Raw genomic sequence first — 21,323 nt, forward strand, 5'->3', positions numbered from 1 at the left:
GACCTGGACGCCTTCGCCCACGCCGACGTGCCGTTCGAGCGCCTCGTCGAGGTGCTCGACCCGCCGCGCTCCCAGGCCCGCCACCCGCTGTTCCAGATCGCGCTGTTCTTCCAGAATCTCGCGCCGGTCACCCTGGACATGGCCGGTGTCACCGTGGCGGAGCACGAACTGGACTACGAGACCACGCCGTTCGACCTCCAGCTCACCGTCACCGGCGACGGGCTGCGCTGGACCTACGCCACCGACCTGTTCGACGCCGCCACCGTCGAAACCTTCGGCGACCGCTTCGCCCGCCTGCTCGCCGCGGTCACCGCCGATCCGGAACAGGTGGTCGGCGACATCGATCTGTTCGGCGCGGGCGAACTGCGTCGCGTGGTCACCGAGTGGAACGATTCCGCGCACACCGCCCTGGCCGATGAACTGCTGCTGGACGAATTCGAGGCGCAGGCCGCCGCGACGCCCGCCGAGCCGGCGCTGGTGTTCGTGCCCGACGACGCGACGCCTCCGATCACCGTGACCTACGGCGAGCTGGAACGGCGCGCCAACCGCCTGGCCCGCCACCTGATCGCGGCGGGCGTGGGTCCCGAAGCGTTGGTGGCGCTGGCGATCCGGCGCTCACCGGAGCTGGTGGTCGCGATGTACGCGGTGCTGAAAGCGGGCGGCGCGTATGTGCCGATCGACCCGGACCACCCCGCACAACGCATCGCCCACATCCTCGACACCGCGCGGCCCGTGGCCGTGCTCACCACCTCCGCCGATCGGATCGATACGGGCGAATCCGCGCCCACCGTCCTGGTGGACGCCGTCGCGCTGGACGCCTACTCCGACGACCCGATCGCGGCCGACGAGCGGCGCGCGCCGATCCACCCGGGCAGCCCGGCCTACGTGATCTTCACCAGCGGCTCCACCGGAAGACCCAAGGGCGTCGGCGTGTCGCACGCCGCGATCGTCAACCAGATGACCTGGATGCAGTCGCGCTACGGCCTCACCGCCGAGGACGTGTACCTGCAGAAGACCGCCACCGCGTTCGACGTGTCGCTGTGGGGCTATTTCCTGCCGCTGCGGGTCGGCGCCACGCTCGTGCTCGCCGCACCGGACGGGCACCGCGACCCGGGCTACCTCACCCAGGTGATCGCCGAGCGGCGGGTCACGGTCACCGATTTCGTGCCCTCGATGCTGAGCGTCTTCGCCGGGCACGTCACGGCCGCGGGGCGCGGTGCGGCGCTCGAGTCGCTGCACACCGTCTTCGTGATCGGGGAGGCGCTGCCTCCCGAGACCGTGCGGGCATTCGGCGCGGTGAGCGCCGCGCGGGTGCACAACCTGTACGGCCCGACCGAAGCGGCGGTGAGCATCACCCACCGCGACGTCACCGGCGAGCGCGACCGCGCCGTGCTGCCGATCGGCAACCCGGTCTGGAACAGTCGGGTCTACGTGCTGGATTCGCGGTTGCGCCCGACCCTGCCCGGTGTCGCGGGCGAGCTGTATCTCGCGGGTGCGCAACTCGCGCGCGGCTACCACGGCAGGCCCGACCTCACCGCGGATCGTTTCGTGGCCAACCCGTTCGGCGCGCCGGGGGAGCGGATGTACCGCACCGGTGACCTGGTGCGCTGGGACACCGGCGGCGGCGCGGCCGAACTGATCTACCTGGGCCGCACCGACTTCCAGGTGAAGTTCCGCGGCCAGCGCGTCGAACTCGGCGAGATCGAGGCCGCGCTCGCCGCCGCACCGGGGGTGGCCCAGGCGGCGGCCCAGGTGGTCACCACCGTCACCGGCGACGACCATCTGGTCGGCTACGTCAGCGCGGAGCCGGGCGCGGTGCTCGCGGATACCGAGGTGCTGCGCGCCGCCGCGGCCGCGCTGCCGTCGTACATGCTTCCTTCAGCCCTGGTCACACTGGACGTCTTCCCGCTCAACGCCTCCGGAAAGCTGGACCGCGGCGCATTGCCGGAACCGGTTTTCGACCGGGTCGCCTACCGTGCACCGGTCACGCCCGCCGAACGTCTGGTGGCCGACGCCTTCGCGGCGGTGCTGGACGCCGCGCCGATCGGCCTCGACGACCACTTCTTCGCGCTGGGCGGCAACTCGCTCAGCGCCACCCGGGTACTGGCCCGGATCGGCGAGCGGCTCGGCCGCCGGGTGCCCGTGCGGCTGCTGTTCGAGGCGCCGACGGTGCGCGGCCTCGCCGAACTGCTCGCCGCGGACGCCGCCGCGAGCGAGCGGGCGGTGCCGCTGGTGGCCGGACCACGCCCGGAACGGATTCCGCTGGCGCCGGTCCAGCGCGGCATGTGGTTCCTCAACCGGCTCGATCCGGCGTCGCCCGCCCACAACATCCCGGTCGCCCTCCGCGTCGAGGGCAGGCTGGACGCCGACGCCATGGCCGCCGCGTTCACCGATGTCGTCGCGCGGCACGAGAGCTTGCGCACGGTGTATCCGGCCGACGAGACCGGCGCGGGCCACCAGGTGATCCTGCCCGCGAACGACGCCGTGTCCCTGACGGTCGAAGCGCTCGACGGGCGCGCCGCCGCCGACCGGATCGCCGAACTCCTCGGCGCCGGGTTCGACGTCACCGCGGCTGTCCCCGTGCGCGCGGCGCTGCTGCGCGAGCACGCCACCAGCCACGTGCTGGTCGCAGTGGTGCACCACATCGCGGCCGACGGTTACTCGATGGGCCCGCTGCTGCGCGACCTGCTGACGGCCTACCTCTCCCGCGTCCTCGGCGCGGAGCCGGTGTGGCCTGCCCTCGCCGCCCAGTACGCCGACTACGCCCTCTGGCAACACGCCGAGCTGAATGCTACTGCCGCGCAAGATCTTTCGTATTGGGCCGAGACGCTACGCGAGTTGCCCGGCGAACTCGAGCTGCCCACCGACCGCCCGCGTCCCGCCGTCGCGAGCAAGCGCGGCGCGCGCGTGCGGGCCAGGATCGGCGGCGAGGTCGCCGCGCGGATCCGCGCGGTGGCGCTGCGGCACGACGCGACGCCGTTCATGGTGGTGCACGCCGCCCTCGCCGTCCTGCTGGCCCGGCTGTCCGGCTCCGACGACATCCCGATCGGCACGCCGGTGGCCGGACGCGGCGCGGCCGCCCTGGACGACCTGGTGGGCATGTTCGTCAACACCGTCGTGCTGCGCATCCGCCCGGATCAGGACCGTTCCTTCGCCGACCTGCTCGCGCAGACCAAGGCCGTCGATCTCGCGGCGTTCGGGCATTCGAGCCTGCCGTTCGACCGGGTGGTCGACGAAGTCGGCGTCTCGCGTTCCCAGGCTCGGCATCCGCTGTTCACCGTGGCGCTGAGCTACCTCGACGCCACGGACGACGCCTTCGCCGTGCCGGGTCTCGAGCTCACCGCCGTCGAGTTCGACGAGCCGGTGGCGCGATTCGACCTGCAATTCACCGTATCCGCCGACCCGGACGCCGGCGGTCATCTCGCGGTCGAACTGGACTACGCCACGGACCTGTTCGACAGCGCCACCGCAGGCGCTCTGCTGCGCCGCTTCGGCAGACTGCTCGGCGCGCTCACCGCGCGACCGGACGCGCCGATCGCCACGGTCGACCTCCTCTCGCCTGCCGAACGCGCCGACCTGCTCGCCCGCCACGGTGACGCTCCGCTGCCGCCGCGCACGCTGGCCGAACTGGCCGCCGCCGCAGTAGCGTCCGATCCCGACGCGGTCGCGCTGGTCGCGAGCGAACGGCGGCTGACCTACCGGATGCTGGACGAGCAGTCGTCACGGCTGGCGCGCATGCTCATCGGGCACGGTCTCGGCGCCGAGGACGTGGTGGCCGTGGCGGTGCCGCGCTCGATCAGCTCCGTGCTCGCGGTGTGGGCGGTGGCCAAGACCGGCGCCGCGTTCGTCCCGGTCGACCCGACCTATCCCGCCGAGCGGATCGCGCACATGCTGACCGATTCCGGTGCGGCGCTCGGCTTGACGATCGCCACCTGCCGTGCCGCGCTCCCCGGCGACGTCGACTGGCTGGTGTTGGACGCGCCGTCCACCGCCGCGCGGATGCGCCGCAACAGCGGGGCCCCGATCGAAGCTGCCGAGCTGATCCGCCCGGTGCGGGTGGAGAACCCGGCCTGGATGATCTACACCTCCGGCTCCACCGGCACGCCCAAGGGCGTGGTCGCCACGCACGGCGGGCTGGCCGGCGTGGCGCTGGCCCAGCGGGAGCGGTACGAGGTCACCGCCGACGCGCGGGTCCTGCACGTGGCCTCGCCCAGTTTCGACGCGTCCATGCTCGAACTGCTGCTGGCCCTGTCCGCCGGAGCCACGCTGGTGATCGCGCCCCCCGGCGTCTACGGCGGCGCGGAACTCACCGCGCTCATCCGCGACCAGCGGGTGACGCACGCGTTCCTCACACCCGCGGTCCTGCCCACGCTCGACCCGGCCGAGTTGAGCTGTCTGCGGCAGCTCACCGTCGGCGGCGAGTCCTATGGGCAGGACACGGTGCGGCGCTGGGCGTCCGGCCGGTCGTTCCACAACACCTACGGCCCGACCGAGACCACCGTCATCGCGACCATCAGCGCGGTGCTGCGCCCCGGCGATCCGCTCGATCTGGGCACGCCGATCCACGGCATGTCCGCGGTGGTGCTGGACGGCAGGTTGCGGCCGGTGCCGATCGGCGTCACCGGTGAGCTGTATCTGCGCGGCCCCGGTCTGGCCCGGGGATACCATGCACGGCCGGGTCTTTCGGCGTCCCGGTTCGTCGCCGACCCCTACGGCCCCGCAGGAGGACGGCTGTATCGGACCGGTGACCTGGTGCGGTGGACGAGCACCGGCGCGCTGCGCTATGTGGGGCGCTCGGACCACCAGGTCAAGGTCCGCGGCCTGCGCATCGAACTCGGCGAGATCGACGCCGTGCTCGCCGCGCACGAGACGGTGCGCACCGCCGTCACCCTCGGCCACACCGACGCTTCGGGCGCGGTGTCGCTGGTCGCCTACGTGGTCGCGGTGCCGGGCCACCCGATCGATACCGCGGCCCTGTCGGCTCATGCCGCTCGCTCCCTCCCCGCCTACATGGTGCCGAACAGCGTGCTGGTGCTCGACGAGCTGCCGTTGACTCCCGTCGGCAAGCTGGACCGTAATGCCCTGCCGCGGCCCGAGTTGCGCGCCGCCCCGTTCCGCGCGCCCCGCACCGAGCTCGAGCGGGCGGTGGCACAGACCATCGCGGAGGTGCTCGGACTCGACGGCGACGTCGGCTCGGACGACGACTTCTTCGCGCGCGGCGGCAACTCGCTGACCGCGACGCAGCTGGCCGCGCGCCTGGCCGACCGGCTGTCGATCGCGGTCGGCGTCCGCGCGGTGTTCGAGCATTCGACGGTCGCCGCGCTCGCCCGCGCACTGGGCGAGGCCTCCGGTGCGGCCGCGCGTCCCGCGCTCACCCGGCGTGCGCCGACCGGTCCGGTGCCGCTCTCGCTCGCGCAGCAGCGCATGTGGTTCCTCAATCGCCTCGATCGGCAGTCCACCGCCTACAACATCCCGCTGGCGGTGCGGCTGACGGGCGAACTGGACGTGACGGCGCTGAACGCCGCGATCGCGGACGTCGTCGCCCGCCACGACGTGCTGCGCACCGTCTATCCGCTGCACGAGTCCGGGCCGGTGCAGGTCGTGTTGCCCGCCGCGGACAGCACCCCCGTGCTCGCGCCCGTCGCCGTCCCGGCCGATGATCTCGGCGCGGCGGTGGCCGACTTCGTCGGCGGCGGTTTCGACGTCACCGAGACCGTCCCGGTGCGCGCCCGGCTGTTCGCCCCCGTCGACGGTGATGCCCCGGCGCCGGGGACCGAGCACGTGCTCGTGGTGGTCGTGCACCACATCGCGGCGGACGGTTCGTCGCTGGCGCCGCTGGCGCGCGACGTCATGGCCGCCTACGCCGCCCGAAAACACGGCACCGTGCCGGACTGGCCGCCACTTCCGGTGCAGTACACCGATTTCAGCCTGTGGCAGCGGGAGTTGCTCGGTTCCGAGGACGACCCCGCCTCGCTGCTGGCGCGCCAGATCCGGTTCTGGACCGAGACGCTGGCCGAGCTGCCCGCGCAGCTCGGCCTGCCCGCCGATCGCCCGCGTCCGGCCGTCGTCGCCACCCGGGGCAGGCATGTCGATTTCGCGATCGCCCCCGACGTGCACACGCGGCTGGCCGAACTCGGCCGGGCATCCGGAGCGACGCTGTTCATGGTGCTGCACGCGGCGTTCGCGGTGCTGCTCGCCCGCCTGTCGGGGACCTCGGACATCGCGGTGGGCACCCCGGTGGCCGGGCGCGGAGCCGCCGAGCTCGACGACGTCGTCGGCATGTTCGTCAACACGCTGGTGTTGCGCGCCCGGGTCGATGCGGGCGAGGGTTTCGCCGACCTGCTCGCCCGCGTCCGCGCCGCCGACGTCGCGGCCTTCGCGCACGCCGACGTGCCGTTCGAGCGTCTGGTCGAGGTCCTCAACCCGGAGCGCTCCACTGCCCGCCACCCGCTGTTCCAGGTCGGCTTCTCCTTCCACAACCAGGCCGAGGCCGACTTCTCGCTGGACGGATTGACCGCCACCGCCGCGGACTTCGACTCCGAGGTCGCCCAGTTCGACCTGCACCTGGTGGTCACCGACCGCTACGGCCCCGACGGGACCCCCGCGGGCATGGCGGCCTCGATCACCTACGCCACCGCCTTGTTCGACGAATCCACGGTGGCCGGGTTCACCACCCGCCTGCAACGGCTGCTGACGGCGGTGTGCGCGGACCCGCGGTCGCCGGTCGGCGATCTGGCGCTGCTGGATCCGGCCGAGACCGAGCGCGTGCTGGTCGCCTGGAACCGATCCGCGCACGCCTTCGCCCCGGCCACACTCGTGGCCGCGTTCGAGGCGCAGGTGGGCCGGACGCCGCAGGCGATCGCGATCGTCGACGACGCCGCGACGGTCACCTACCAGGAGTTCGGCGCGCGGGTCAACCGCCTGGCCCGGGTGCTCATCGCCCGCGGCATCGGCCCGGAAAAGCTGGTGGCGCTGGCCATTCCGCGCAGCGTCGACCTGCTCGTCGCGATGTACGCGGTGGTGACGGCCGGTGGCGCGTACGTGCCGCTGGATCCGGCGCATCCGCTGGAACGCACCGCGAGCGTGCTCGCCGCCGCCGAACCGCACCTGGTGCTCACCTCGGCGCGGGAGCCGATGCTGCCTGCGGTGGCGTCGGAACACAGCCTGGTGCTGGATGTCTCGTCCGTCGCCGACACCGTGGCCGATGAACCGGTGCGCGACGACGAGCGGATCGCCGCGCTGTCGCCCGCGAACACCGCGTACGTCATCTTCACCTCCGGTTCCACCGGCGTGCCGAAGGGCGTCGCGGTGCCGCACGCGGCGGTGGCGCACCAACTGGACTGGATGCAGTCGGAATACGCGCTCGGCCCGGACGACGCCGCGCTGGTGCTGACCTCGGCCGCCTTCGACCTGTCGGTGTGGGAGTACTGGTGGGCGCCGCGCACCGGAGCCCGGGTGGTGCTCGCGCCGCGTGACGCGCACCGCGATCCGGCCGGTCTGCTCGACCTGGTGCGGCGCGCGTCGGTGACGACGCTGACGCTGGTGCCCTCGCTGCTGGCGATGCTGGCCGAAGCGTCCGGCGAACACCGCCTGCCGCGTTCGCTACGCCGGCTGCTGGTCATCGGCGAGGCGTTGCCCACCGCGACGGTGCGGCGCGTCGAGACGCTCACCGCGGCCGGGATCGACAACCTCTACGGACCCACCGAGACCGCGGTGTCGGTCACCCGGTTCCGCACCGCCGCGGGCACCAGGCAAGCGCTGACGCCCATCGGCACGCCCGAATCCGGCAACCGGGTCTACGTGCTCGACGACCGGCTGCACCCCGTGCCCGCCGGGGTGATCGGCGAACTGTACATCGGCGGCGCGCAACTCGCCCGCGGCTACCACGCCCGGGCCGACCTCACCGCCGAGCGCTTCGTGGCCGACCCGTTCGGGCCCGCGGGGGGCCGCCTGTATCGCACCGGCGACATGGTGCGCTGGGCCGCCGAGGGCCACTTGGAATACGTCGAGCGGCGCGACTTCCAGGTGAAGATTCGCGGTTACCGCATCGAACTCGCCGAGATCGAGCACGCCTTGCGCTCCCGGCCGGAGGTCGGCGAGGCGGTCGTCCTCGCCTATGCCACCGACGGCGCGAACGCCGTGCTGGCCGGGTACTTCACCGCCACCGAGCGGGTCGACCCGGGCGCGTTGCGCGCCGCGCTGGCCGACGTGCTGCCGAGCTACATGGTGCCCGCGGTGCTGCGGCAGCTGGAAACGTTGCCGCTCACCGCGAACGGCAAGGTCGACCGCGCGGCGCTGCCGCGGCCGGAGCCGCACGCCCGGGAATTCCGCGCCCCCGGCTCCGACTTGGAACGTGCCGTGTGCGCGGACTTCGCCGTAGTGCTCGCCGCCGAGCGGGTCGGCCTGGACGACAACTTCTTCGAACGCGGCGGCAACTCGCTGCTGGCCACCCGCCTGGCCGCCCGCCTGAGCGCGGCGCTGGGGGAGCAGATCCCGGTGCTGTGGCTGTTCGCCGCGCCGACGCCCGCCCGCCTGATCGACCGGCTCGAACAGCACCGTTCCGGTCGCGGCCGGGTCGACGCGGCCGCCGCGTTCGACGTCGTCCTTCCGCTGCGTACCGGCGGCACCGGGGAGCCGCTGTTCTGCCTCCATCCGGCCGGCGGTGTCGCATGGTCGTTCGCGGGACTCGCGGCGCACCTGGATCCGGAGCGGGACGTGTACGGCATCCAGTCGCCGGTGCTGAACTCGGCGGCGGCGCTGCCCGACTCCATCGACGACTGGGCGAGCCGCTACGTGCGCGAGATCCGCGCCGTGCAGCCCGAGGGCCCGTACCACCTGCTCGGCTGGTCGCTCGGCGGCGTGCTCGCGCACGCGGTCGCGGTGCAACTGCAGGAGCAGGGCCAGCGGGTCGCGGTCCTGGCCATGATGGACAGCTCGTTGCAAGTCGCCGCGGACGTCACCGCGACGCCTCCCGTCGCCGATCTGCTCGGCGGATTGCTCGGGGAAGCGGCCGACGTCGACGACGCAGAACTCGACCTGGCCGGGCTCGCGCGCCGGATCGCGGAGCTGCCCGGGCCGTTCGCCTCCTTCGGCGCCGACCGCCTGAACCGCGCGCTCGACGCGGGCGCCGGGTCACTGGAGCTGATCCGGCGCTACCGTCCCCGCCCGTACAAGGGCAACCTCGTGTACTTCACCGCCGCGCTGGACGATCCGACCGGCGCCGCGGGCGCCGCGAGCTGGGCGGACGCCGTGGACGGCACCGTGCACAACCACGCGGTGCACGCCACGCACTGGCGGATGACCTCCGAGTCCGCCCTGGCACGAATCGGCCACGTCCTCACCGCGGTATTGGCCGACACCGACCGCCCCTAGATCCCCCAACACCTGACCCGACCAGGAAGAAGGAAAACCGAGATGACCAACCCGTTCGACAACGACGACGCCAAGTTCTACGTCCTGATCAACCAGGAGGGCGAGCACTCCTTATGGCCGGTCTTCGCCGCCGTCCCCGGCGGCTGGACCATCGCCTACGGGGCCGCCAACCGCAAAGCCTGCCTCGAGTACGTGGAGACCCACTGGGTGGACATGCGCCCCAACTCGCTCATCGAGGCCATGTCCGGCGAAACGAAGTGACCACCTGAATGCGCGGGGCGCGCCGGTCCACATCCCCCCTGCCGACCGGCGCGCCCCGCCCCGTCTCCGGGCTCAGGCCTTCGTGTGCGCGGAGTCGATCACCGCGTGCGCGTGCTGCCGCCATTCGCTGACCGCCTTGGTGCGCAGGCCGCCGAGCGCCGAGTCGAACTGTTTGGCGCGCTTGGTGACCGTGAGCCCGACGTAGGTGTGCGCGTTCGTGATGGCGCTGGTCGCCACCGCGCAGGCTTCGTCGATCTCGCCCGAGGCCAGCAGCGCCGTGGCGTGCTCGAAGCGCACCAAGGCCGGTTCCATGGTCTCGGACGGGTCGTAGAGCGCCATGGCGCGAGCGGCCGCCACGGCGGTCTCGTCGGCGCGGCCGAGGCGGGAATATCCGATCGCCTGATAAAAAGCGAGTTTCTCCGGCCGGAAAGAAAAAATACCGACCGAAAGGTCTTCTGGCCCGACGTCTTCCAAAGCCGATGCCGATCGTGCGATACAGCGCGCGAATTCGTCGGCGTGCCCGAGACTGGCATGCGCACGCGCCGCCATTCCCCACAACCATGCGGCTGCCGCGCCGTACGACGGATTTTCTTGCAAGCGGCCGTCGAGTAACTGCAAAACTTCCTTCGGCTTATCGCTATAGGTCGGCAAATAGGCGAGTCCGGCCAGTGCGATGTCTTCCGAATAGCGGTCGCCGATGTCCTGCGCGGCATGGATCGCGGTGGCATACCACATGCGCGCCTGACCGAAATGCCCCTCGTTGAAGAGGATCTCGCCCACCACGTTCGCCAGCCGGCCCGCCGTGCGCACCAGCCGGACCTGATGATGGGTCGGCTGCCGTTCGCCGAGGCAGCCGCGCACCATCCGGAATTGCTCGAGCCCGGTCTGCAGCAGCTCGTGCGGCGGCACCTGGACCACCCGCGTGCCGAGGACCTCGGCCGACTGCTCCAGGAACGCCAGTCTGCGTTCGCTGATCGACCCCGCGTCGAGGGTTGCCAGCATCCGTTCCGGTTCGCTCGCCACCAGGTCCGCCGCCTGGCCTGCCAGGCCGGCGCCGATGCAGGCCAGCAGTTCTCGCCTTCTCACGTCGTCTTCCTCGACTTCCTTGTCGAGCCCGATTTCCCTACCGAGCTTGGTGTGCCTTTCGGGCGCCGAATCGGCGCTTTCGTAGTCGGGGGCGGTCTCCCGGCCCGTGACGATCGCACGCTCGAATCGTTCGGCGACGACGGAATCGACCCCCGACAGGACCCTGTCGAGGAGACGCTGGCTAGCGGCGTGCATCCGGGTTGTCCGGCCGTTCTCCCACAGGACCACGGTGCGCGGTGTGACGCCCACCAGACGGGCGAATTCGTAACGGCTTCGCTTCATCGCCGTGCGAAGCGCAAGTACAGCTTCGCCCGTCCAGTCGACCTCCACCATAGGTCTCTCTTCCTCGCTCCAGGCCGCTACAAACGGAAAGTACTCGCAATTACCGCATTCGGGTCTGTTATCTACCGAATCGCAACGCGCACTGTTGAATCGCACCCGGCATCGGGGGTCCGCCCAAACCCTGTCGAGGGCGCCCATCGACCGGAACCCGGCGCACGGTCCCGACACGGCCCGATCCATCCGTGTCGAGCGCGGTCCGGCGGCGCCTTCTCGGTGCCGGGTGCACTGCGCTGATGGAGGTGGAAGATGGATGTGTTGTCTGCGGATGTCCGGGAACTGTGGCTGATCCAGAGTCGCGACTGCACCCAGGAACCGCTCGGCCTGACCTACGAGCGCGCGCGGTTCCTCTGCGCCGTGCACGCCGGGCACGGCGCGCAGTGCAGGCAGTATCTAACCGCCTCGGCGTTCTGTTTCCGGCAGGCCGCCGATCGGTGATCCGCCGTGGAACCGCTGCTGGGCATGCTCGGCGTGTGCACGCTGCTGGTGGCCGCGATCGTCGGCGTCGGGTCCTGCCTGCCGCACGGCGGCGCCGAGGACGCCCACCGGCCACCCGAGCAGCCGTTCACCATCGAACAGGCGCATCGGGTGATGCAGGGTCACCGCCCCTGCCGCGCCGACGCCTGCCCCCGCAAGCAAGCGGCCTTCCGCACTCTCGTCGCCTCCGGCCGGGTAGTTCCCGACAGCCGGGCCGACGGATACTCGCGCTGACGAGCGTCAGCGCGCCGAACTAGCTGCCTTGACGCGCGATCCGCACGACAGCGAAGTTCACCCCGTGCTTCGGGACTACGGCGAGGGAGCCCCGACAGCACCCAGGCCCTCGCATCTCCCCACCCCCGAGATGCGAGGCCCCCTCCCTCCCTCCCATTTCCGAGTCGATGTCGGAGGGGAACATCTACCCGAAGACGCGAGTGGCACACGGGTGCGGCGAATCGCGACTACAACTCTCGATGGTGTGCCGCTCGCGTCATCGTGGGCGCAGGGTGACCAGCGCGTTGTGGGCGGGACTGATGCCGGGGTGGTAGCGGCGGGGCGGTTCGACGGGGCCGGGGTTGTGGTCCAAGCGATAGTGGCGCAGGACCGTGCGGAAGAGGATGCGTGCTTCGAGAAGGGCGAAATGTGCTCCCAGGCAGCGGTGCCTGCCGCCGCCGAAGGTGAGCCAGGTACGTCCGTCGATGCGTCCGTCGAGGAAACGTTCGGGGCGGAATTCTTCCGGATTCGGATAGTGCTCGGGGGACTCGTGGATGAGCAGGATCGGGACCATCACCACGGCGCCTTCGGGAATGCGGACATCGTTGAGCACCGTGTCGCGCAGCGCCCGCCGCCCGGTGAACGGGCTGACCGGGCGCATCCGCATCGTTTCGGCGACCACGGCGTCGAGGTAGGCGTCGAGCCGCGCGTCGTCGCCCGCGTCGACGGCGGCGTCCAGTTCCGCCATCGCCCGGGGATGGGTGGTCAGCATGGCGGCGATCCAGCCGAGGGTGATCGCGGTGGTCTCGTACCCGGCCAGCAGCATGCCGCGCATATTGCGAACGAGCGTGCCGTCATCGTGCGGGTCCAGTTCGGTGCCGACGTACCGGGACAGCACGTCGCGCCTGTCGTCCGGTGCCGCCCGGCGTTCGGCGATCTCTTCGGCGATGATCGCGTCGACTTCGGCCTGCCCTCGCAGGAGCGGCCGATAGGGCGGCGTGTAGCCGCCCGCGAGCAGGGTGATCGCCGTGACGGCGAGGAAGCCGGGACTCTCGATCGCGCCGAACCAGCGGCCCAGCGCCTCCTTCAGCCGCGTCATCCGCTCCGGCGGCATGTCACCGAACACGACTCCCAGCAGCACACCCAGAGCGAGCCGGTATCCCACGTCCACGAAGGGAAACGGCTCGCCGACCGGCCAGGTCGGCAACTCGCTCCGGACCACGTCCGCCATGAGATCTTCGTATGTCTGCAAGGCCTTGCTCTGGAAGGGCGGGGCCAGCACCTTGCGTTCCCGGCGATGGTCCTCGCCGTCGAGGAAGATCAGCGTCTGCGTGCCGAACAGCGCGTCGTGCGTCGAGTACCGGCGCAGCAGCTGCCCCAGGGAAAAGTCCTCGTGCGACAACAGTTCCCGTACGTCGTCCATGTTTCGCGTGACCAGCATGGTGGGAAATCCGGGCGCCGACATGACGAACCGCTCGCCGAGCGACAGCAACGGCGAACGCTGCGTACCCGGCCGCAGCAGACCCCCGACCCGCCCGAGGTGCCGAGTTCGCAACCGCGGCAGCTCGCGCAGGGAAATCGGGGTGTTCACCGAACTCGACGTCATACTGCCGCTCCTGTGGATCTACCGGACTCATCTCAACCGCCGTCACGCCCGGCGGTCGAGCCCGCCGCGCATGACCAACGAATGTCGCTGGCCCTCAACAATCCTCGACAACCGCCACCCGCGCCATCGCCACCTATCACATTCGCCGGGAAGCATGCCCGGTCCGTCGTGCTGCCCGACAGCCGGACCGGGTCAGTTTCCGGCAGACCCGGTCGCAGCCGACAGTGCCTCGAACTCCTTGTCCGTCAGCTCGATTCGCGCGGCGGCGATGTTCTCTTCGACGTGCGCGACGCTGGAGGTGCCGGGGATCGGCAGCAGCACGCGGGAGCGGCGCAGCAGCCAGGCCAGGGCGAGCTGGGCCGGGGTCGCGCCGTGTTCGGCGGAGATGGCCGCCAGGGGGCCGCCGGGGGCGGCGAGTTCTCCCGTGGCGATCGGGAACCACGGGATGAAGCCGATGTTCTCCTGCTCGGCGTAGTTCAGCACGTCCTCGTCGGCGCGATTGGCCAGGTTGTACAGGTTCTGTACCGAGACGATGGTGGCGAGCTCGCGTGCCTCGCGTAGCTGCTCGACGGTCACCTGCGAGACGCCGATGTGCCGGATCTTGCCTTCCTGCTGGAGCGCCACGAGTTCGCCGAGCTGGTCGGCCAGCGGTACCTGAGGGTCGATGCGGTGCAACTGGTACAGGTCGATCCGGTCGACGCCGAGGTGGCGCAAGCTGAGTTCCGCTTGCTGGCGGAGGTATTCGGGCCGGGCGACCGGACGCCACTCGTTGGGGCCCTGGCGGGTCAGCCCGGCCTTCGTGGCGATCACCAGGCCTTCGGGATAGGGATGCAGCGCCTTGCGGATCAGCTGCTCGCTGACGAACGGGCCGTAGGAGTCGGCGGTGTCGATGAAGTTCACACCGAGTTCGACGGCGCGGCGCAGCACCCGTACCGCTTCGTCCGGGTCCTTGGGGTCGCCCCACACGCCGGGACCGGTCAACTGCATCGCGCCGTACCCGAGCCGATGCACCGGAAGATCGCCGCCGAGGGCGAAGGTTCCGGACGCCGCCGCGGGCTGCGCGTCGAGATCTGTGCTCATGAGGATCTTCCTTCCGAAGCCGGAAACTGCGCGAATACTCCCTGAGCGCCGCACCCGTCCGGGCACGCGCTCTTCTCTGCCGCAACAGCGCTGTCGCGAGGTCGATTCCCGCCGCGGTGTTCGCCGATGGCGTAAACCCTCCCGCGAGATCTGGCGACCGAGCCGAGGCCGCGCCTCACCTCCGGCGCATCGGCACGCCTCGGCAGAGGCACGGACCCCACCGTACCCGGACCCGGACTTCTGCCACCGTGAGCGAACCGGCACTCGAATGCGGCGGTTCGGGGGCAGCGCTACCCCGCGGGCCGGTCGAACAGGATCGTTTGCATCAAGCGGATCACGCGCCGGGGCGAGCACGCCGGGTCGGTGGAGCCGAAACGCTCGCCCAGGTCGACGACCAGCGCGAAGGCGGCATGCACGAGCAGGCGCGCCTCGGCGGCGGACAGCTCGGGTCGCACGCCGACCAATAGTTTGGCCCACTCCTCGACGTTGAGGCGCTGGATGTTGCGCAGCACGGTGCGCTCCTCCGGCGGCACGTTGCTGATCTCGGCGTAGTAGACGAAGGTCAGCTCGCGCTCGGCGAACGAACCCGCCACGTACAGCTCGATGAGGGTGTCGAGAGCTTGTTCGGGCGTCTCGGCGGCGGTGACGGCGGGTCCGATGGCGGCCGACACCCGGTCCGCCGCCCGGCGGAACGCGGCCGTGAGGATGTCGCCCTTGCCGCGGTAGAACCGGTACACCGCCGAGGAGGCGGGCAGCCCGGCGGCGGAGGCGATGTCCTCCACGCTGACGTTCGGGTATCCGTGCTGGTGGAACAGCTCGACCGCGCGCATCAGCAGCAACTCGTGCTTGAAGGTCAGCGGTATCTCGGTCGCGGCGAAGCTCTCGGTCTCGGCGCTTCCGGGCGGCGGCAGCTCACACGCGGCCAGCGCGTGGCAGGCCGCGGTCAGCCGCGCGGTGAGCGCCCGCACCGGGATGGACACGTGGTGATCGCCGATGCTGCTGAGCACGCTCAGTTCCGCCGCGGCGAGCACGGCGCGGTCGGCCTTGGACAGCGCGGGCCGGGTCGCGCCGAGCAGCGAGGTGAGCGTCGCGTTCACGCCCGCGAGCTGGCCGGCCAGGGTGGCCGCGTCCTCCTCCTCCAGGTAGCGCCGCTGCCAGCGCAGCAGTGCGGCGCTGCGCCGATTGGTGATCGCGGCCGCGATCAGGGCGTCGAGCACGCGCGTGAGCCGTTGTCCGGCGGGCAGGCTCGTGGCCTCGGGGAGCCGGGCCGCTTCCTGACTGACCGTGCCCAACCGCAGCACTTCCTCGCGGAACAGCGCGTATTTGCTCGGGTAGTGGCGGTACAGCGCCGCGGAGCTGATGTCGAGCCGGGAGGCGATGTCGTCCATGCTGACGCCGTGGTAGCCCAGTGCGCCGAACGCCTCGGCCGACGCGGCCGCGATCTGGGCGCGACGATCGCGTGGTCGGCGCCGGATCACCCGTGCCGGTGTCCCGTCGGCCGCCTTGTCCGCAGCGTGGCGATCCTGGGCACCCATGCCGCGATGGTAGCCCAACCGAACGTTTGGTACACGCAGGCGACCCTGTCTGGGGAACAAGTGAATGATAGATCACAAATAATCCGAGATTCGACTTCCAGGTCGCACTATGAATCAATCGGATCGAGAATCAGCGATAACATACGTGACTATCGCGCGGGTCGGCTGAAGAGCACCAGCTGCATCAGCAGACGCACCCGGTCCTGAGCGGCCAGCGGCTCGTTGCCGAAGGCGCGGCCCAGGTCGACGACCACCGCGAAGGCGGCGTGGACGAGGATGCGCGCCTCCGCCGGAGTCAGTTCCGGGCGCACCTCGCGCAGCAGCCGGGCCCACTCCTCGACGCTGAGCCGCTGGATGTTGCGCAGCACCGTGCGTTCCTCGGTGGGCACGTGCTGGAATTCCGTGTAATACACGAAGGTGAGGGCGCGTTCGGCGAACGATCCCGCGACGTACTGCGTGATCAACGCGGTGAGCGCGTCCTCGGAATCGGTGGCCGCCGCCACGGCCGGGCCGATCGCGCCGGAAACCCGTTCGGCGGCCCGGCGGAACGCGGCGGCCAGGATGTCGCTCTTGCCGCGGTAGAACCGGTACACCGCCGAGGCGGCCGAAAGCCCTGCGGCGGTGGCGATGTCCTCCACGCTGACGTTCGGATAGCCCCGCTCGTGGAACAGTTCGACCGCTTTGCGCAGCAGCAGTTCGTGTTTGAACGAGTCCGGGATCTCCACCACGGCGACCGGCTCGACCGCGCGGGTGGCGGGCAGCTTCGCGTAGGCGATCGCCCAGCATGCCGAATGCAGCAGGCGGGCAAGGGGTTTGGCCGGCAAGGCGGCGTGGTGGTCGGCGATGCTGGTGATCGTGCTGAGCAGGGCCGCGCGCAGCACGCGCACGTCGTCCTCGGCGAGTTCGGGGCGCAGCGCGGACAGCTGGCCGCCCAGCGCGCCGAGCACCGTGGCCTGTTGCTCGTTGAGCGTGATCTGGTCGTCGGGCTCGAGGTATCTGACCTCCCAGCGCACCAGCGTGACGGTAGGGCGGTTGTCGATGGTGACCGCGATCAGCGCGTCGAGCACGTGCCGGAGCCGCTGCTCGGCGGACCAGTCGGCCGCCTCCTCGGGCAGCTCGACCGATTCGGTCATCGCCTGACCGACGCGCAGCAGTTCCTCCCGGAACAGCGCGTATTTGCTCGGATAGTGGCGGTACAGCGCCGCGGAGCTGATGCCGAGACCCGAAGCGATGTCGTCCATGCTCACGCCGTGGTAGCCGAGCGCGCCGAACGCGGCCGCCGACGCCGCGGCGATCTGGGCACGGCGGTTCTTCGGCCTGCGCCGGATCTCGCGAGGTGCCGAGTCGCCGCTGCTCGCCTTCCGCGCCGTACGGCGATTGTCGACACTCATGACGAACATCGTAACGACCTGGCCGTATGGCCGGGCTCGCCGCGTCACGGGATACGGCTCCCGGGGATGAGCGGCCCCCGGGAGCTGTACCTGTTCTCCGGTGCGCGCCGGCAGGCCAGAAGGCGGTACGTGCGTGCCGGTGCGTCCGGAAGTCGACAACCGGCCTCGGCCGAGCGGGGGGCACCAGGAACGCAGAGCCGAGAATGGTTGTCGAACAAAGACAAACTTACACGAATATATGTCCAGTACAAGAGCTGATCAGACAAAGAATAATTGTTCACATAAACGCTACCCGCGTGGGGCGACCACCACCCGCGCCCGGCCGCGCGGCACCGTGGTGATGTTGCGGATCGTGTCGCGGTCGGACTTGCCGCCGACCGGGAGCGAAAGGGTGTGCCGGAGGAGGATTTCCCGCAGCACGACGGCACCCTCCAGCAGCGAGAACCCCGCGCCGATGCACCGCCGCCGAACGGCAGCCAGGTGTTCGGGGCCACCTCGCCGTCCAGAAAGCGGGCGGGGCGGAACACGGCGACGTCGGGGTAGGCCTGTCGCCTCAACGCCAGGAGAAACGCTGGCACCGGTCCATGCCGGATGGCCGCGGGCCCGGTGCGTGACCCGCAACGGAATCACCGCGCCCGGCATGCATCGGGTTGCGCGGGCGTTGGTGCAGCGCACCCGGCGCCGAATCCCGGACATGTCCGGGCGTCGATTGCGACCTGATCTCGCTGCGCAACCGGCGGTCCGCGCGTTGGCCGGCATCGCCGACCTTCGTGGACCTTTGCGATCGAATCCGCCTGTACCCGTGCGTATTCCTGGTAAGGAGTTCGTCATGGCGTTGGCTTTGCGGCCGGTAGACCCCATCCCGGTGCTGGGCGCCGTGACCGGCGCGATACGGCGGATCACGGCGCGCTATCGGCTCACCCCGCAGGAGAAGCGCAACCTGGACGCCGCCCGTGGCGCGCGGGCGGCGGTCTTCACCGCGTCCATCGGCGGACGCGCCTACCGGAGATGACTGATGCGTGACAGTCGAACTGGCGACGGCCTCGGTCGGCCACGAGATTCCCTCGACCTGGTGAGCGCGTCGACGCGTGGTCGGCGCTGGAAGATGTGCGAACTCCCGCGTCCCGGCGCGCTCGGGAGCGCGCTCACCCCTGCCCGCCGGGCCGAATCGTGCCGTACCAGTCGAGCAGGTCCGGGTTGTCGACCGCGCTGCGTTCGACGACGCGGCTCGGGTCGGCGCCCTGGAACAGCTTCTTGATCGGGACCTCGAGTTTCTTGCCGGTGCGGGTGTGCGGGATGCCGGGGGCGAGGATGATCTCGTCGGGGACGTGGCGGGGGGAGACCTCGGTGCGGATGGTGCTGTTGATGCGGGTCTTCAGCTCGTCGGTGAGTTCCGCGCCGGGGGCAAGGGTCACGAACAGCGGCATCCAGTAGCCGCCGTCGGGCTGTTCGGCGCCGATCACCAGGGCCTCGGCGATCTCGGGAAGTCGTTCGACGGACTGGTAGATGTCGGCGCTGCCCATCCGGATGCCGTGCCGGTTGAGCGTGGAGTCCGAGCGGCCGTGCACGATGACGCTGTGGTGATCGGTGATGGTGATCCAGTCGCCGTGCCGCCACACGCCGGGATACACGTCGAAATAGGCGTCGTGATAACGCTTTCGGTCCTCGTCGCGCCAGAAGGCGACCGGCATGGACGGCATCGGCGCGGTGACGACGAGTTCGCCCACCTCGCCGCGCACCGGCTGCCCCGCCGGATCGTAGGCGTCCAGCGCGACCCCGAGGTAGGGCGCCGAGAGTTCGCCCGGCCACACCGGCACGGTGCGCACGCCGCCGATGAACGCGGACACCACGTCGGTACCCCCGCTGATCGAGGACACCTGGACGTGCTCGCCGACGTTCTCGCCCAGCCACAGCGCCGAGGAGGTGGGCAGCGCGGAACCGGTGATGCCGACGGTGCGCAGGGCCGACAGGTCGTGATCGGTGCGCGGCACCGCGCCCGCTTTGATGCACGCCAGCACGTAGCCGGGGCTGGCGCCCAGCACGGTGGCGCCCACGTCGGCGGCGATCCGCCACAGCGCGTCGGGAGCCGGCGCGGTCGGGCTGCCGTCGTAGGTGACGATGGTCGCCCCTGCCAGCAGGCCCGCGATCTGGAAGTTCCACATCATCCAGCTCGGGCTGGTGTACCAGAAGAACGTATCCTCGACACCGATATCCGATTGCAGCGCAACGGCTTTGAGGTGTTCGAGCAGGACCCCGCCGTGGCCGTGCACAATGCCCTTCGGCAGGCCGGTGGTGCCGGAGGAGAACACGATCCACAGCGGGTGGTCGAAATTCACCGATTCCGTGGTGATCACCGGCGGCGCCGACTCGGTACTGGTCACCGCGTCCTCCCACGAGGTCGCGTCCGGCACCGCCAGCCCGAGCCGCGAGACCACGACCGTGCCCTTCAGTGTGTCCAGACCCGCGCGCAAGGCGGCGATGTCGTCGCGCTTGTCGTGCGGCTTGCCGCCGAAGCGATAGCCGTCGGCGGTGACCAGGACGGTGGGTTCGAGCTGCCCGAGCCGGTCCAGCGCGGCCTTGGGCGAGTAGTCCTGCCCGCAGGCACTCCAGATCGCGCCGATGCTCGCGGTGGCCAGGAACGCGACCACCGCCTCCGGGATGTTGGGCAGATATCCGGCCACCCGGTCGCCGGGCCGCACACCCAGCGACCGTAGCGTCCGCGCGAAAGCGGCGGTGTGGTCGATCAATTCGGCCCAGGAGACCTCGCGAACCGGCGCGTCCTCGCTGACCGCCTTGATCGCGGGCCGGTCGGTGCGCAGCTGCCGGATCACCTGGTCCACGTAGTTCAGCCGGGTACCGGGAAACCACTGTGCCCCCGGCATCTCGGCGTTCGCCAGCACCTCGCCCGCGATCTCGCCGAGCTGGAAGTAGTCCCACAGCGCGTGCCAGAACCCGGCGAGATCCCGCACCGACCACTGCCACAGCTCGTGATAGTCGGCCGCGCGCACGCCGGTGCGGTCGGCGACGAAACGGGCGAAGTCGGTGATCCTCGCCTCGGCGATGTCTTGTTCGGTCGGCACCCATTGCGGTTGCATCGCGGTCCTCCTGACTGTGGAAACTCGGTGCTCAGGCGCGGTCGGCGCGCCGCACGATCTGCTCGGCGTGCCGGAACACGGGGCCATCGACCATCCTGCCCTCGAAGGCGAAGACCCCGCGGTGCTTCGGCGCTTCTGCCAGCACCCGCCTGGCCCAGGTGAGCTCTTCCGCGGAGGGCGCGTAGGCGGCCCGCAGCACCGGCACCTGGCTCGGGTGGATCGCGACCTTGGCGTCGAAGCCGATCGCGACCGCGTCCTCGGCCTCCGCGCGCAGTCCGTCCAGATCGCGAATGTTCAGATACACCGAGTCCAGCGCGAACTTGCCGTACGCCTTGGCGGCCAGCAGCGTGGTGGAGCGCACGTGCACGGCCACGTCGCGGTAGTTGCCGTCGGCGTGCCTGCTCGCGGTGCCGCCGAGCCCGGCGATCAGATCCTCCGCGCCCCACATTGCGCCGATCGCGTTGCTCGCCGTCATCGCCTCGCCGACCGTGAGCGCGCCGAGCGGCGACTCGATCAGCGCGATCACCTCGTAGTCGTCCAGCGCCGTAACCTGTTCGGCGGACTCGCACTTCGGGAGCATGAGCCGCCGGTAGGCGGTGTCCGCGAGCGCCGCCAGATCGAGCGCGTGGTCCTGCGTGCCCGCCGCGTTGACCCGCACCACCGTGGTCTCGGGGTCCAGCGGGGTGGCGAGCAGCGCCTTGCGCGCCGCCGCCTTGTCGGGCGCGGCGACGCCGTCCTCGAGGTCGAGGATCACCACATCGGCCGCGGCCGCCGCCTTCGCGAAACGTTCCGGACGATCGGCCGGGCAGAACAACCACGCCGGGCCCGCCATCTGCCAGCTCACGCGGCAGCACCTCCGGTATGCGGG

At 70.8% G+C, this 21,323-nt stretch carries 13 protein-coding genes (1 of these 13 cut by a window edge); 5 read left to right on the forward strand and 8 right to left on the reverse strand.

The window, feature by feature from the left end; all coding sequences use genetic code 11:
• Positions 1-9,372 carry the 3' end of a non-ribosomal peptide synthetase gene (locus GVY64_RS19575; protein WP_159843416.1) on the forward strand. It extends 15,924 nt beyond the left edge of the window, so 9,372 of the gene's 25,296 nt are visible here — the last part of the coding sequence; the start codon falls outside the window, past its left edge; its stop codon occupies positions 9,370-9,372.
• Between the two features lie 42 nt (positions 9,373-9,414).
• Entirely contained in the window at positions 9,415-9,633 is a 219-nt protein-coding gene (locus GVY64_RS19580) for an MbtH family protein (protein ID WP_159843418.1), read from the forward strand.
• A gap of 72 nt (positions 9,634-9,705) precedes the next feature.
• On the opposite strand, the gene GVY64_RS19585 is transcribed toward GVY64_RS19580, so the two are convergent.
• A complete protein-coding gene (locus tag GVY64_RS19585; RefSeq protein ID WP_159843420.1) occupies positions 9,706-11,157 on the reverse strand; it encodes a helix-turn-helix domain-containing protein in 1,452 nt (483 codons plus the stop codon).
• Positions 11,158-11,307: 150 nt separating this feature from the next.
• Here GVY64_RS19585 and GVY64_RS19590 point away from each other — a divergent pair, with 150 nt between their 5' ends.
• Together GVY64_RS19590 and GVY64_RS19595 are read left to right on the forward strand one after the other, a co-directional pair.
• Positions 11,308-11,496, forward strand: coding sequence for a hypothetical protein (locus GVY64_RS19590; protein ID WP_159843422.1), 189 nt, complete (start codon positions 11,308-11,310; stop codon positions 11,494-11,496).
• A 6-nt stretch (positions 11,497-11,502) separates the two neighbouring features.
• Positions 11,503-11,769 (forward strand): hypothetical protein, encoded by a 267-nt coding sequence (locus GVY64_RS19595; protein WP_236566995.1) that lies wholly within the window; start codon positions 11,503-11,505, stop codon positions 11,767-11,769.
• A gap of 256 nt (positions 11,770-12,025) precedes the next feature.
• On the opposite strand, the gene GVY64_RS19600 is transcribed toward GVY64_RS19595, so the two are convergent.
• From GVY64_RS19600 to GVY64_RS38735, 5 genes are all read right to left on the reverse strand, one after another.
• Positions 12,026-13,354, reverse strand: coding sequence for a cytochrome P450 (locus tag GVY64_RS19600; RefSeq protein WP_159843424.1), 1,329 nt, complete (start codon positions 13,352-13,354; stop codon positions 12,026-12,028).
• Between the two features lie 192 nt (positions 13,355-13,546).
• Positions 13,547-14,434 (reverse strand): aldo/keto reductase, encoded by an 888-nt coding sequence (locus GVY64_RS19605; RefSeq protein WP_159843426.1) that lies wholly within the window; start codon positions 14,432-14,434, stop codon positions 13,547-13,549.
• A 290-nt stretch (positions 14,435-14,724) separates the two neighbouring features.
• Positions 14,725-15,969, reverse strand: a complete 1,245-nt coding sequence (locus GVY64_RS19610) for a TetR/AcrR family transcriptional regulator (RefSeq protein ID WP_159843445.1) — start codon at positions 15,967-15,969, stop codon at positions 14,725-14,727.
• A gap of 149 nt (positions 15,970-16,118) precedes the next feature.
• Entirely contained in the window at positions 16,119-17,360 is a 1,242-nt protein-coding gene (locus tag GVY64_RS19615) for a TetR/AcrR family transcriptional regulator (protein ID WP_159843447.1), read from the reverse strand.
• Between the two features lie 288 nt (positions 17,361-17,648).
• Positions 17,649-17,780: a hypothetical protein gene (locus GVY64_RS38735; RefSeq protein WP_268895650.1), complete on the reverse strand. Its 132-nt coding sequence runs from the start codon at positions 17,778-17,780 to the stop codon at positions 17,649-17,651.
• 409 nt (positions 17,781-18,189) lie between these two features.
• Between GVY64_RS38735 and GVY64_RS19620 the strand changes: the two genes are divergently transcribed.
• Positions 18,190-18,372 carry a hypothetical protein gene (locus GVY64_RS19620; protein WP_159843450.1) on the forward strand — a complete coding sequence of 61 codons (183 nt, stop codon included), beginning with the start codon at positions 18,190-18,192 and terminating at the stop codon, positions 18,370-18,372.
• A 133-nt stretch (positions 18,373-18,505) separates the two neighbouring features.
• Here GVY64_RS19620 and GVY64_RS19625 read toward each other — a convergent pair whose 3' ends face one another.
• Both GVY64_RS19625 and GVY64_RS19630 read right to left on the reverse strand, forming a co-directional pair.
• On the reverse strand, positions 18,506-20,455 hold the full coding sequence (locus GVY64_RS19625) for an acetoacetate--CoA ligase (RefSeq protein ID WP_159843452.1): 1,950 nt from the start codon (positions 20,453-20,455) through the stop codon (positions 18,506-18,508).
• A 31-nt stretch (positions 20,456-20,486) separates the two neighbouring features.
• Positions 20,487-21,299, reverse strand: a complete 813-nt coding sequence (locus GVY64_RS19630) for an HpcH/HpaI aldolase/citrate lyase family protein (RefSeq protein WP_201298068.1) — start codon at positions 21,297-21,299, stop codon at positions 20,487-20,489.
• Positions 21,300-21,323 lie beyond the last annotated feature (24 nt).

The organism is Nocardia sp. CY41, from assembly GCF_009829325.1.
Classification (GTDB): domain Bacteria; phylum Actinomycetota; class Actinomycetes; order Mycobacteriales; family Mycobacteriaceae; genus Nocardia.

Coding starts and splice junctions, on each gene's coding strand:
- GVY64_RS19580 (WP_159843418.1), top strand. CDS start 9,415: ATGACCAACCCGTTCGACAACGACGACGCCAAGTTCTACGTCCTGATC.
- GVY64_RS19600 (WP_159843424.1), bottom strand. CDS start 13,354: ATGACGTCGAGTTCGGTGAACACCCCGATTTCCCTGCGCGAGCTGCCG.
- GVY64_RS19625 (WP_159843452.1), bottom strand. CDS start 20,455: ATGCAACCGCAATGGGTGCCGACCGAACAAGACATCGCCGAGGCGAGG.
- GVY64_RS19590 (WP_159843422.1), top strand. CDS start 11,308: ATGGATGTGTTGTCTGCGGATGTCCGGGAACTGTGGCTGATCCAGAGT.
- GVY64_RS19605 (WP_159843426.1), bottom strand. CDS start 14,434: ATGAGCACAGATCTCGACGCGCAGCCCGCGGCGGCGTCCGGAACCTTC.
- GVY64_RS19615 (WP_159843447.1), bottom strand. CDS start 17,360: ATGAGTGTCGACAATCGCCGTACGGCGCGGAAGGCGAGCAGCGGCGAC.
- GVY64_RS19620 (WP_159843450.1), top strand. CDS start 18,190: ATGGCGTTGGCTTTGCGGCCGGTAGACCCCATCCCGGTGCTGGGCGCC.
- GVY64_RS19610 (WP_159843445.1), bottom strand. CDS start 15,969: ATGGGTGCCCAGGATCGCCACGCTGCGGACAAGGCGGCCGACGGGACA.